Source organism: Xylophilus sp. Leaf220 (assembly GCF_001421705.1).
In the GTDB taxonomy this organism is placed as follows: Bacteria; Pseudomonadota; Gammaproteobacteria; order Burkholderiales; family Burkholderiaceae_C; genus Xylophilus.
In genome coordinates this window covers 44,012-56,110 of sequence record NZ_LMKO01000024.1, presented here as the reverse complement: position 1 = coordinate 56,110, position 12,099 = coordinate 44,012, and the positions used below count along the sequence as shown (strand labels likewise).

Sequence of the window (12,099 nt, the reverse complement as noted above, 5' to 3'; positions counted from 1 at the left end):
GCAGACCGCAACCCAGGCCACCCACGCGGCTCCCTCCCAGCGGACGCCGCGGAACAGGCTTCGCCTGGCCGCCGGCGTCGCCCCCCTTCGCGCAGCGGAAGGGGGGTAGGCGAAGCGCGCAGCGCGCAGCCTGGGGGGATGTCACCTCAGATTCACCAGGGTGGACATCACCTGGTCCTGCGTCTTGATGGTCTGCGCATTGGCCTGGTAGGCCCGCTGCGCGGTCATCATGTTCACCAGCTCGCCGGTCAGGTCGACGGTGGAATCTTCCAGCGCGCCGGAGCGCAGCTGGCCGAAGCTGCCCGAGCCGGGGTTGCTGGTGATGGGTGCGCCCGAGGCGGCGGTCTGCTTCCAGTAGCCGCCGTTGGAGACCTCCAGGCCCTGCACGTTGCGGAAGTTCGACAGCGTCACCCGGCCGGCCGACTGGGTCTGGCCGTTGGAGTAGCGGGTGGTCAGCGTGCCGTCGTTCTCGATCGACATGCCGGTGAGCTGGCCGGGCGCGTAGCCGTTCTGGGTGAGGTCGGACACCGCGAACGACGAGGCGTTCTGGGTCATGCCGCTCAGGTCGAAGGCGACGGTGACCGGGTCGCTGGTGCTGCCCGCGTTCTGCAGGCCGGTCAGCGTCATCGTGGCCGGGCTGGGGGTCAGCAGCTTGCCGCTGGTGTCGAAGGTCAGCGCGGTGGGCGTGTCGCTGGCGTCGGGCTTGGTGTAGGCGTTCCAGGCGTTGGGGCCGGTCTTCACGAAGTACAGGTTCACCGGGATCGCGGTGCCCTGCTTGTCGTAGACGTTGAGCGACGTGCCGTAGGTGGTGGTGGGCGTGGGCGGCACCTGGGCCGAGGCCACCGGGGCGCGGGTGTCGAGGTTCAGCTCCAGCTTGCCGGTGGTGGTCTCCTTGCCGGCCACGCCCTTGCCGGTGGGCACGGTGAGGGCGCCCTTGCTGATCGCGCCGGTCACCGGGTCGATGATGTCGCCCTGCAGCTTGGCGCCGTCGTTGGTGATGATGTTGCCGGCCGCGTCCAGCTTGAAGTTGCCGGCGCGGGTGTAGGCCAGGTCGCCGTTGGGCTGGGCCACGGTGAAGAAGCCGCTGCCGTTGATCGACACGTCGAGGCTGTTGCCGGTGGTGGTGATGTTGCCCTGGCTGAACTGCTGCGACACGGTGCTGACCGCCACGCCGATGCCCGCCGCGGTGCCGCCCGAGGTGCCGATGTTGCCGGCGTACAGCTCCGAGAATTCGGCGCGCGAGGCCTTCATGCCGGTGGTGTTGGCATTGGCGATGTTGTGGCCGATGACGTCGAGGTTGCGGCTGGAGGCGTTGAGGCCCGAAAGCCCTTGCTGGAATGACATGGTCGGTGCTCCTGGTGGATGGTGGCCGTGGCGGGTGGAAGAGGGGGGGGGGGACGGGGCGGTGCGGCGGGGCCGGTCAGCTGATCGCCTTGACCTTGCCGTAGGCGACGCTGCTGCCGTTGCCCAGGTTGAGCGTCAGCGCGCCGCTGCTGTCGGAGCCGACGCTGGTGACGGTGCTCCTGGTGAGCGAGGTGCTGGTGACGGCGGTGCCCTTGTTGGTGGCCTCCACCGTGAACTTGAGCGGCTCGGTGCCGGTGTAGCCCGAGGCGTCGAAGCTGAAGTCGTGCGCACCGGCGCCAAGGGTGCCCATGTTGATGCTGCCGAGCGACTTGCCGCTGGCGGTGGCCACGTTCACCACCACGCTGGAGGCCGAGCCGGCCAGCTCGAAGCTGCCGGTGCCGGCCTTGCTGGTCTTGTCGATCGAGAGCGTGTCGCCCTCGGCCTGCACCGTGCGGCCGACGAGCGCCGCCGCCTGCATGCCCTGCGTGGCCGCCAGCTGGGCCGCCATGTCCTTGACGGTGCTGTTGAGCTGGGTGATGCCGGTGACGGTGTTGATCTGCGCGATCTGCGAGGTCATCTGCGCGTTGTCCATCGGGTTCATCGGGTCCTGGTTGGTGAGCTGCGCCACCAGTAGTTTCAGGAACCGGTCCTGCGCCGTGGCCGGATCGTTGGCCGCGTTGGCGGCCGCGCCGGTCGCCGCCTTGCTGGCGTCGGTCGTCGGCGTGTAGGTGTAGGTGCTACTGGAGGTGGCGGCAGCGACGTTGTTGGTGGTGGCCATGGCGGTTTCCGGTGGTGTCTGGGGGGCTCGGGGCCTACTGGCCCATCTGCAGGGTCTTGAGCAGCAGCGACTTGGCGGTGTTCATCACCTCGACGTTGTTCTGGTACGCCCGCGAGGCCGAGATCATGTTGACCATCTCCTCGACCGCGTTCACGTTGGAGTGGGTCACATAGCCCTGCGCGTCGGCGGCGGGGTTGCTCGGGTCGAGCAGCTTGCGGCCGGGCGCGGTGTTCTCGGAGATGGACGACACCTTCACGCCGGCGGTGCCCTCGTTGCCGTAGGGCACCGTCTGGAACACCACCTGGCGCGCCTGGTAGGCCTTGCCGTCGGGGCCGGCCACCGCGTCGACGTTGGCCAGGTTGCTGGCCACCACGTTCAGGCGCTGCGACTGCGCGCCCACCGCGCTGCCCGAGATATTGAAGATAGAGAACATCGACATGGCAAAACTCCTGGGTGATGCGTGCGCCCGGGCCTACTGGCCCTGGATGGCGGTCAGCATCGTCTTGGCCGAGCCGTTGATGAAACGCAGCGTGGCCTCGTAGCGGACCGAGTTGTCGGTGAAGGCCGCGCGCTCGCGGTCGAGGTCTACGCTGTTGCCGTCCATGCTGGGCTGGCTCTGCACCGTGTAGTCCATCCTGGGGCCGGTGCCGGTTTGCAGCGAGCCCATCGACGAGGTCAGCGGGATGTGGCCGGCGCCGGAGCCCATCGCCACCGTGCTGCCGGCCGCGCCGCCCGACTGGGGCGCCGCCAGGCGCAGCGCGCCGAGGGCGGTGCCGCCGCTGCCGGTGGCGTCGCGCATCGCGTCGGCGAACTTGAAGTCGCGGGCGGCGTAGCCGGGCGTGTCGGCATTGGCGATGTTGCTGGCGATGTTGCGCTGACGCTCGGCGCGCATCACCAGGGCCTTGCCTTGGAAATCAATTGCCTGTGTGAGCTTGTCGAGCATGGGCGCGGCCGTCGTCGGCGTTGGGTGGTGGGGCAGGAGGGCGGTACCGGGGGTGGCACGGTTCTCCACGTGGGAGGAATTATGAAAACCGAAGCCGCCGCCCGAACCGGCGATGAAGGGGGTGAAGCCGCCGCAGTTCGCCCCCTTGCCCGCCGCGGGCCGTCCTACAGTCGGTGTCCCGGCCACTGTGGGAGACCACCGCCATGCGCACCCCTCTTTCGACTTCGCTCTGCCTGCTGGCGGCGGCATGGCTGCCGGCCGGCGCCTTCGCCGCGGCCGAGCTTGCTGCTTCCGCTACCGCGCCTGGCGCCGCGGCACCCGCCAAGCCCGTGCAGACCCCGGCATCCGTCCAGGCGATGCAGGCCGCCCAACTGGCCGCGCTGACCAAGGCGCAGCCGGTGGCCGCCGCCGCTGCCTCTCCGGCCGTTGCCCCCAAGGCGCCGGCCGCGGTGGTCGCCTCCGCCGCCCCGATGGCGCCGGCCTACCCCATGCCGCCGATCGGCGCCGCCGTGCCCGCGGCACCCGTTGCCGCCGTGGCCGCCGCCGCGCCTGCGCCGGCCGCCGTGCCCGCTGCCGCAGCGGCGGCGCCGGGCCTGGAGGCGGCCCCCGACATCGCCGCCGCCAGCCGCCAGTTCCTCGATGCCGCCGTCGCCCAGGCGCCGGCGTCGGCCAACATGCCGCTGCGGATGGAGGTGAGCCTGGGGGCCCTCGACAGCCGGCTGCGGCTGGCGCCCTGCGCCCGGGTCGAGCCCTATCTGCCGCCCGGCATGCGCCTCTGGGGCAAGACCCGGCTGGGCCTGCGCTGCCTGGAGGGTGCGGTGCGCTGGAACGTCTTCTTGCCGGTCACGGTGAAGGCCTTTGGGCCCGCCTGGGTGGTGCAGGGGGCGGTGGCGCCCGGCACCACGCTGGCGGCGGGCGACGCGGTCGAGGCCGAGGTCGACTGGGCCGAGGACGCCTCGCCCATCGTCTCCGACCCGGCCCAGTGGATCGGCACCACCGTCACCCGCGCCCTGCAGCCCGGCCAGCCGCTGCGCCAATCGTTGGTGCGGGCGCCGCAGGCCTTCGGCGCCGGCAGCCAGGTGCGCATCGTGGCGCAGGGCCCGGGCTTCGCCGTCACCTCGGGCGGCCAGGCGATCAACGCCGGCTTCGTGGGCCAGCAGGTCCGGGTACGGATGGACAACGGGCGCATCATGAACGGCACCGTGGTCGATTCGCAGACGGTACAGATGGCGCTGTAGGCGCCGATACAACGACCATGGCGCTCCGCACCGACGGCTCCTCCCCTGCGACGGCCCTGTGCCGGCCGTCGGGCGTGACCCGGGTGCTGCAAAAAGTTGCAATTGGCCCTAAAGTTCCGGCCCCGACCGCCGAAACAACTCCTGTGCCGCCTCCTACCCTGCGAGGCGATGGAGAAAAGCCATGAAGATCAACCCCTCACCGCCAGCCGACCTGCCCAAGGCGCCCGCCGCCCGACCGGGTGCGCCCGCCGCCGGCAGCGCCGCCCCGGCCGCACCGGCTGCGGCGGCAGCGCCCGCCGCGACGGTCACCGTGTCGAACCTGGCCCGCTCGATGGAGACGCGGGCCACCGCCGGCGTCGCCGCCGACACAAGCGGCGACTTCAACGCCGCCAAGGTGGCCGAAGTGAAGGCCGCCATCGCCCAGGGCACCTACAAGGTCAATGCCGGTGCCATCGCCGACAAGCTCCTGTCCAACGCACAACAGGTGCTGCGCCGCAACGCTTCGGACGCAGACCGCTCCGAAGCCGGCGGCGCCTGACGCCCCACCCCAGCGCCCCGACGCTCCCACCGCCATGACCGCAGCCCACACGCCCACCGCCCCCTCCGCCGAACGCCTCCAGGCCTTCGTGTCGCAAGGCCTGGCCCCGGTCGAGGTGCAGCTGGCCGCCATGGCCGAGGCGATGGTGTCCGGCCACCCCGACGGCCTGCAGGCCGTGGCGACCGCGCTGCGCAACGCCACCGCCGACTTCTCCCGCTGCCTCGACGTCCCCGGCGCCGCCCAGGCCGTCGCCGCGTGCAGCCCGCTCCAGGCCCGTGTCCGCCAGGCCGGCGCCGCCCTCGCCCAGCACCGCACCCAGATGGCCCGCCGCATGGCCATCGTCGACCGCGCCGTCGCCTCCTTGCTCCCCGACGTCGCCGCCAAGAAAGCCGTCACCTACGGCGCCGGCGGCGCGATGCGCAGCCGCTTCGGCTGATTGCTACTAAATAGATAGCTGGAGGCCGGCGCGGGACGCCGGCTACAGGCCTGTCAGGCACTGAAAAAACAGTCTAGGCCCCTACGGAGAGGCTCCGGGCCATTCGATCCGGGGTGAACCGTGTGGCGTTGTCAGACACCGATCTTCCCCACCCCTCTGTTTTCCACGCCCCCGCACTCGCACACCGAGACCGGGCGTCCGAGGACGCCGACCCGCAGGTGGATCTCCCGTGCTGACGGTCTAGAGCAGATTGCTATGAATTAAATAGCTGAAAGCCGGCGCATGACGCCGGCTACAGCCCTGTTTGGCTGGAAAGTAAGGCGAAGACGCGCGAAGTGCGCGCCGCCCCGGGGACGTCAGTGCGCCCGCATCCGCGCCCGCAGGCGCGCGATTGACTGGCTGTGCAGCTGGCACACCCGCGACTCGGTGATGCCCAGCACGGCGGCGATTTCCTTGAGGTTCATGTCGTCGTCGTAGTACATGCTCATGATGAACTTCTCGCGCTCCGGCAGGCCCTCGATGGCGGCGACCAGGCTGGTGCGCAGGCGCTGGTCGCGCAGCTGCTGCATCGGGTCGGCGTCGCTGTCGGCCACGTGGCGGTCGAGGAAGCTGTCGTCGTCCTGGCCGGCGCCCATGTCTTCCAGGTACACCAGCTGGGTGCCGCGCACCTTGGCCAGCAGGCTCTGGTAGTCGGTGAGCGTCATCTCCAGCTCGGCGGCGATCTCGGATTCGAGCGGGCTGCGGCCCAGGCGCTGCTCCAGCCGGCGCACCGCGTGCTCGATGTCCTTCTGGCTCTTGCGCGAGCCGCGGCTCATCCAGTCGCCCTCGCGCAGCTCGTCGATCATGGCGCCGCGGATCCGCTGGGTGGCGAATGTCTCGAACTGCACGCCCTGGCTGGCCTGGTAGCGCGACAGCGCCTCGGCCAGGCCCATCATCCCGACCTGGATCAGGTCGTCGATCTCGATGTTTGGCGGCAGCTTCGCGATCATGTGGTGCGCCAGCCGACGCACCAGCGGCACGTACTGGCGGATCATGGCCTCGCGGTCGAGTTGGCCTTTGGCGGTGTACATCAATGGCTCCGGACGATACGTTCAGCCGCGTAGTGTGCGCCCGTGGCGGGCGCAGGGAAAGGCAGGGCGTGCGCCGCGAGGGTGGCGGCGCCTTCGATCAGCCGCAGCGCGAGCCGGTGCACGTCGCCCGACGCGGCGGGCAGGCCGTTCTCCGGCGGCACGGCGCGCACCCGCAGCACCTCGATCTGCAGGCCCAGCCAGGCCTCTGCGCAGCGGGCCAGGTTCTCGCGGGCCGCCTGCGCGCTGGCGGCGGTGGCCATGCCGGTGCGGGTGACGACCGAGGCCACTGTCGGCGCGATGCCGGCCGCATGCAGGGTGCGCAGCGACCGGTAGGCCGCCAGCACGCCCGACTGCAGGGGCGCGGCCGGCAGCACCGGCGCGATGGCGCAGTCGGCCGCCCAGTGGGCGACCACCTCGGCCGGCGCGTACAGCAGCACGATGTCGTGCGGCCGCAGCAGCCGCGCCAGGCGCAGGGCGTCTTCTGCGCGCAGGTTGTGCTCGCCGGCCATCGCCCGCAGGCCCAGGGCCGCGGGGAACACAGACAGGCCGCACGGCGCGGACGCGGGGTCGAAATCGTCGTCGGCGCCGATGCTGCCGTCGAGCAGCTGCAGCAGGCCGGGCGAATGCAGGTGCTCGGCGCTGGTGCCGTCCAGCACCGCGACCTGGTAGCCGAGAGCCTGCAGGGCGGCGCAGAGCTGCCAGAGCAGCGGCAGCTCGGTATCGGCATCGCCCTGGGCGACGAGCGCGGCCAGGCGGGTGGCGGCCTGGGGCGTCTGCATCCGCAGGCCGGCTCCCTGGTCCAGCAAGGCGTCAAGCATGGAGCATGCTCCGGCCACGGGTGTCGGACGGCGCGCCGGCGGAAGACGACGACGAGGCCTGCGAGAAGAAGAAGCTCAGGTCGGCCGCCTTGGGGTCGAAGGCCGACTTGGCGGGCGAGCGCATCGAGGCGCGCACCAGTTGGCCGGCATCGGCCTCTTCCCAGTCTTCGGGCACGCGCTGGCCGTTGGCCACGCCGCGCAGCACCAGCTGGTGGCGGATCAGGGCGTCTACCGCGGGACCGAGCTTCACCGCTTCGTCGGTCTTCGACAGGATCGCCTGCTGGGCGCCGCTGGTCTTGAACGAGGTGACGACGTCGTCGAGGGTGTCGCCGTGGCCGCCGGCATTCAGCACCATCAGGCGCTGCACGCCGGGCAGGTCCAGCACGTCGAGCATGTCGCGCTTGCGCGGGTCGCGCGGCGCCACGCCGGTGGTGTCGATCAACACCATCTTCTTGCCCGCCAGCAGGCCCAGCAGGTCCTGCAGGGCGGCGCGGTCGTGGGCCAGGTGGGCCACCACGCCCAGCATGCGTCCGTAGGCGCGCAGCTGCTCGTGGGCGGCGATGCGGTAGGTGTCGAGCGTGATCAGGCCGACGCTGGCCGGGCCATAGAGCCGGGCGCACTGGGCGGCCAGCTTGGCGGCGGTGGTGGTCTTGCCGACGCCGGTGGCGCCGACCAGCGCGAAGATGCCGCCTTCCTCAGCCAGCGGACGGGCTTCGGCGTCGGTGCGCAGGTTGCGCTCCAGCACGTCCATCAGCCAGCGCACGGCTTCGCCGGCATCGGCGTCGGGCGGCATGCGCTCCAGCACGGCGCGGGCCAGCGCGGGAGAGTAGCCGGCGCGGATCAGCTTGAGCATCAGGTTCGACTGGATCGGGTCCTGGCGCGCCTGGCCCAGCCAGGAGAGGGTGTTGAAGCGGTCCTCGATCAGCTCCTTCATCGCCTGCAGCTCGTCGACGATGCCCTGCTGCGACGGGGCCGGGGCCGAGGCCATGACCGGCGCGGCGGCACGGGCGCGGGGGGCCGGCGCCTCGAACTGGTGCTGCACCTGGCGGGCCGGCGCGGGGCGGGCGGGGGCGGCGGCCGGGCGCACCGCGATCGGGGCGACGGGGGCCGCGACGGCAGGTGCCGGGGCAGGCGCGGCGGGCATGTCGGCCAGGGCTTCGTCGGTGCGCAGGCCGTCGGCCTGGCCGTTCAAGGCCTCGTGGCGGCGGCGCAGCATCCGCTCGCGCACATAGTCCTGGAACGAGAGGGTGCTCATCGCGAGCTGTTCGGTGTCTTCCTGCACCAGGTTGCGGGCGGCCGGTTTGGCGAGCGGCTTGGGCGTGGCCTTGGCCAGGGGCTTGTCGATCTGGGCGGCGGCGCGGGCCTGCAGCGGCGAGGGCGAGGCGGCGGCCGGGGCGGCTGCGGCCTGCGGTTCCTGGTCGAGCGCGGAGAGGGCATCCTCGGCCGTGGCCACCACTTCCACCCCGGTCGCCGTCGGGCGGTTGGAGAGAATCAGCGTGCCGTCGCCGAAGGCGGCGCGGGCCTTGGCCAGGGCTTCGCGGGACGTGGCGGCGTGGAAACGTTGGATGTTCATGCTCATGCACCTCGGAGGATGGGACCGATGCGGATCGTGTGGGTCTCAGGGATCTCGCTGTGGGCGAGCACCTGCAGTCGGGGGGCCACGCGCCGCACCAGGCGGGCGATGGCAGAGCGGATGACGTCGGGCACCAGCAGGCAGGCGGGCAGGCCCAGCTCTTCCTGCTTCAGGGCCACTTCGGCGGCGGAACGGGTCAGCACGTCGGCCACGCCCGGGTCGAGCGCGGGGCCTGCGGCGTTGCCGAGGGCCTGCACCAGCAGGCGCTCCAGGCCCGGCTCGATGGCGATCACCGCCAGCTCGCGGATCGGGCCGTAGATCTGCTGGACGATGGCCGGGGCCAGGGCGACGCGCACGCGGCGGGCCAGCTCTGCCGGGTCCTGCACGCTGCCGGCGTGTTCTGCGAGGGTCTCGACGATGGTGCGGATGTCGCGGATGTGCACCGACTCTTCCAGCAGCAGCTGGAGAACCTTCTGGAACACGGCGATGGACACCATTTTCGGAACCACTTCCTCGATCAGCTTGGGGGCCAGCTTCGCCACGTGTTCGACGAGCTGCTGGGTCTCGGTGCGGCTCAGCAACTTCGCGGCCTGCACTTGCATCAAGTGTGAGAGATGCGTGGCCATCACGGTTTCTGAATCAACGACGGTAAAACCCGCCATTTGTGCCGCTTCCTTCTGGCGTTCGTCGATCCAGTGGGCGGGCAGGCCGAAGGCGGGGTCGGTGGTGGCGGTGCCGATCAGGGGGGTGGTGATGCCGCCGGGGTTGATCGCCAGGAACATGCCGGGGAAGGCTTCGCCGTCGCCCATGACCACGCCGCGCAGGGTGATGCGGTAGCCGCTGGGCTTCAGCTCCAGGTTGTCGCGCACGTGGACGGCCGGCGGCAGGAAGCCGACCTCCTGCGCGAACTTGCGGCGCACGCCCTTGATGCGGGTCAGCAGGTCGCCCTGGCGGTTCTTGTCGACCAGGGTGATCAGGCGGTAGCCCAGTTCCAGACCCAGCAGATCGACCGGCTGCAGGTCGTCCCAGCTGGCTTCGCCGTCGGGCGGGGGCGCCGCCGCGGCGGCTGCGGCGGCCGGGTCGGGCGGGGGCGGCCGCTTGTGCAGGCGCCAGGCCATCCAGGCCATGCCGCCGCCCACGCCCAGGAACACCAGGTGCGGCATGCCGGGGATCAGGCCCAGCAGGATCAGGATGCCGGCGGTCAGCCCCAGCACCTTCGGCGAGTTGAACAGCTGGCCGATGATCTGGCCGCCCACGTCCTGCTCCTTGCCGACGCGGGAGATGACCATCGCCGCGGCCACCGAGATCAGCAGGCCGGGGATCTGCGCCACCAGCGCGTCGCCGACGGCCAGCAGGATGTAGCTGTCGGCGGCCTGGCCGGCCGACAGGCTGTGCTGGATCATGCCGATGGCGAAGCCGCCGACGATGTTGATCAGCAGGATCAGGATGCCGGCGATCGCGTCGCCGCGCACGAACTTGCTGGCGCCGTCCATCGCGCCGAAGAAGTTGGCTTCCTCGCCCACTTCGGCGCGGCGCTTGCGGGCGGTGGCCTCGTCGATCAGGCCGGCGTTCAGGTCGGCGTCGACCGCCATCTGCTTGCCGGGCATCGCATCCAGGGTGAAGCGGGCCGACACCTCGGCGATCCGCTCGGCGCCCTTGGTCACCACCACGAAGTTGATCACCACCAGGATCGCGAACACGATCAGGCCGACCGCGAAGTTGCCGCCGATCAGGAAGTGGCCGAAGGCCTCGATCACCGCGCCGGCCGCGCCCGCGCCGGTGTGGCCTTCGAGCAGCACCACCCGGGTGGAGGCGACGTTGAGCGAGAGCCGCATCAGCGTGGTCAGCAGCAGCACCGACGGGAACGCGATGAAATCGAGCGGCTTGACCATGTAGGCCGCCACCATCATCACCATCAGCGCGACGGCGATGTTGACGGTGAAGAACACGTCCAGCAGCCAGGTCGGCATCGGCAGGACCATCATGGCGAGGATCATCACCACGAACAGCGGCGCCGCGATGCCCTGGATCATCGCGGCGTTCTTGCCCAGCCAGTTGCGGGCGTTCCCGAGCGAGGCGTTCATCGGTCAATCCTTCCCGGCGACGAGAGCGGCGCCACCGGGGCGACCGGGGTGCCGTCGCCGGCGGATGCGGCGGCGGCGGGCTTGTGGTGCGGATCGAGCTCGGGAGGCACCAGCGGCTCGGGGCGCGGCTCGACGGCCGGCATCGCGCCCTCGCCGCGCAGCGCGGCCTTCAGGCGGTAGACGTAGGCCAGCACCTGGGCCACGGCGGCGTACAGGGTGGAGGGAATGCCCTGCTCCAGCTCGGCATGGGCGTACAGGGCCCGGGCCAGCATCGGCGACTGCAGCACCGGGATGTCGTGGCTCTTGGCCACTTCGCGGATCCGCATCGCCAGCAGGTCGGCGCCCTTGGCGATCACCTGGGGCGCGGCCATCGTCTTCTCGTCGTACTTGAGCGCCACCGCGTAGTGGGTCGGGTTCATCAGCACGAAGTCGGCCTTCGGCACGTTGCCGATGCTCTTGCGCTGCGCCACTTCGCGCTGCAGCTGGCGGATGCGGCTCTTGACCTCGGCGCTGCCTTCGCTGTTCTTGTGCTCCTGCTTGACTTCCTCGTGGCTCATCTTCAGCCGCGAGCGGTGGAAGAAGGCCTGCAGCGGCACGTCGATGATCGCCGCGGCGAAGACCACCAGCAGCAGCAGCGACACGCCCGAGACCAGCCACTGGCCCAGGTCGTGCAGCGCCAGGTTGGAGGGCTGCAGCATCAGGCTGGCGACCTTCTGGATGCTGTCCTTCAGGTAGAACCAGCCGACGCAGCCGAGCACCGCGGTCATGAACACCAGCTTGCCGACGTTGACCAGCTGCTGCTTGCTGAACAGGTTGCCGATGCCCTTCAAGGGGTTGAGCCGGCCGACGTCGGGCGTCAGCGGCTTCAGGCTGGTCACCCAGCCGCCGGCGGCCACGGTGCTCAGCAGCGCGGCGCCGCCGACCGACACGGCGAAGGCCATCGCGACCAGCAGGCCCAGCACCGCGAAGTCCTGCATGCGGTTGAGCATGGTGCCCGGGTCCTGCAGCGTGACCGCGTTGAAGGCCAGCTGCCGGCCCAGGCCGAGCTTCAGGCGGTCGAACACGATCGGCATCAGGACTAGCACCGCGACGGCGCCGGCGCCCAGCACCGCCAGATGCGACAGGTCGCGCGAGCGGGCGGCCTGCCCGTCCTTGCGGGCTTGCTGGAGCTTGTGCTCCGTAGCGGGTAGTTGGCGGTCTTGGCTGGAGCTCATGGCGGTGTGGGGTGCCGCCCATTGTCGGAATCCCGCGCCGTTCCTAAAGGCCGATAAGCCGGG

12 protein-coding genes are annotated in these 12,099 nt (G+C 70.9%); 3 read left to right on the top strand and 9 right to left on the bottom strand.

The genetic code is table 11. The features are described from left to right. Positions 1-141 precede the first annotated feature (141 nt). The 4 genes from flgE to ASE76_RS15850 all read right to left on the bottom strand — a co-directional run bounded on the left by flgE (position 142) and on the right by ASE76_RS15850 (position 3,065). On the bottom strand, positions 142-1,344 hold the full coding sequence (gene flgE / locus ASE76_RS15865; protein WP_055841613.1) for a flagellar hook protein FlgE: 1,203 nt from the start codon (positions 1,342-1,344) through the stop codon (positions 142-144). A 76-nt stretch (positions 1,345-1,420) separates the two neighbouring features. Continuing rightward, a complete protein-coding gene (locus ASE76_RS15860) occupies positions 1,421-2,122 on the bottom strand; it encodes a flagellar hook assembly protein FlgD (protein ID WP_055841610.1) in 702 nt (233 codons plus the stop codon). A 34-nt stretch (positions 2,123-2,156) separates the two neighbouring features. Then, the gene (gene flgC / locus ASE76_RS15855) at positions 2,157-2,561 is read right to left on the bottom strand and encodes a flagellar basal body rod protein FlgC (RefSeq protein ID WP_055841607.1); all 405 of its coding nucleotides are present in this window, start codon (positions 2,559-2,561) and stop codon (positions 2,157-2,159) included. Between the two features lie 33 nt (positions 2,562-2,594). Next, on the bottom strand, positions 2,595-3,065 hold the full coding sequence (locus ASE76_RS15850) for a flagellar basal body protein (RefSeq protein WP_055841604.1): 471 nt from the start codon (positions 3,063-3,065) through the stop codon (positions 2,595-2,597). A gap of 470 nt (positions 3,066-3,535) precedes the next feature. Here ASE76_RS15850 and flgA point away from each other — a divergent pair, with 470 nt between their 5' ends. The 3 genes from flgA to ASE76_RS15835 all read left to right on the top strand — a co-directional run bounded on the left by flgA (position 3,536) and on the right by ASE76_RS15835 (position 5,277). Further along, complete coding sequence (flgA, locus tag ASE76_RS15845; protein ID WP_055841937.1) at positions 3,536-4,303, top strand: flagellar basal body P-ring formation chaperone FlgA; 768 nt, start codon at positions 3,536-3,538, stop codon at positions 4,301-4,303. A 181-nt stretch (positions 4,304-4,484) separates the two neighbouring features. Continuing rightward, a complete protein-coding gene (flgM, locus tag ASE76_RS15840; RefSeq protein WP_055841601.1) occupies positions 4,485-4,841 on the top strand; it encodes a flagellar biosynthesis anti-sigma factor FlgM in 357 nt (118 codons plus the stop codon). A gap of 34 nt (positions 4,842-4,875) precedes the next feature. After that, complete coding sequence (locus ASE76_RS15835; protein ID WP_055841598.1) at positions 4,876-5,277, top strand: hypothetical protein; 402 nt, start codon at positions 4,876-4,878, stop codon at positions 5,275-5,277. A gap of 356 nt (positions 5,278-5,633) precedes the next feature. Here the strand turns inward: ASE76_RS15835 and ASE76_RS15830 are convergent, their stop codons facing one another. The 5 genes from ASE76_RS15830 to ASE76_RS15810 are packed head-to-tail and all read right to left on the bottom strand — an operon-like array spanning position 5,634 to position 12,036. After that, the gene (locus ASE76_RS15830) at positions 5,634-6,347 is read right to left on the bottom strand and encodes an RNA polymerase sigma factor FliA (RefSeq protein WP_055841593.1); all 714 of its coding nucleotides are present in this window, start codon (positions 6,345-6,347) and stop codon (positions 5,634-5,636) included. After that, positions 6,347-7,165, bottom strand: a complete 819-nt coding sequence (locus ASE76_RS15825) for a hypothetical protein (protein WP_156362818.1) — start codon at positions 7,163-7,165, stop codon at positions 6,347-6,349. Before ASE76_RS15825 ends, ASE76_RS15830 begins: the two co-directional genes overlap by 1 nt. After that, entirely contained in the window at positions 7,158-8,738 is a 1,581-nt protein-coding gene (flhF, locus tag ASE76_RS15820) for a flagellar biosynthesis protein FlhF (RefSeq protein ID WP_055841587.1), read from the bottom strand. Before flhF ends, ASE76_RS15825 begins: the two co-directional genes overlap by 8 nt. Positions 8,739-8,740: 2 nt before the next feature. Further along, complete coding sequence (gene flhA / locus ASE76_RS15815; protein WP_055841582.1) at positions 8,741-10,822, bottom strand: flagellar biosynthesis protein FlhA; 2,082 nt, start codon at positions 10,820-10,822, stop codon at positions 8,741-8,743. Beyond that, complete coding sequence (locus ASE76_RS15810) at positions 10,819-12,036, bottom strand: flagellar biosynthesis protein FlhB (RefSeq protein WP_055841579.1); 1,218 nt, start codon at positions 12,034-12,036, stop codon at positions 10,819-10,821. Before ASE76_RS15810 ends, flhA begins: the two co-directional genes overlap by 4 nt. Positions 12,037-12,099: the final 63 nt, after the last annotated feature.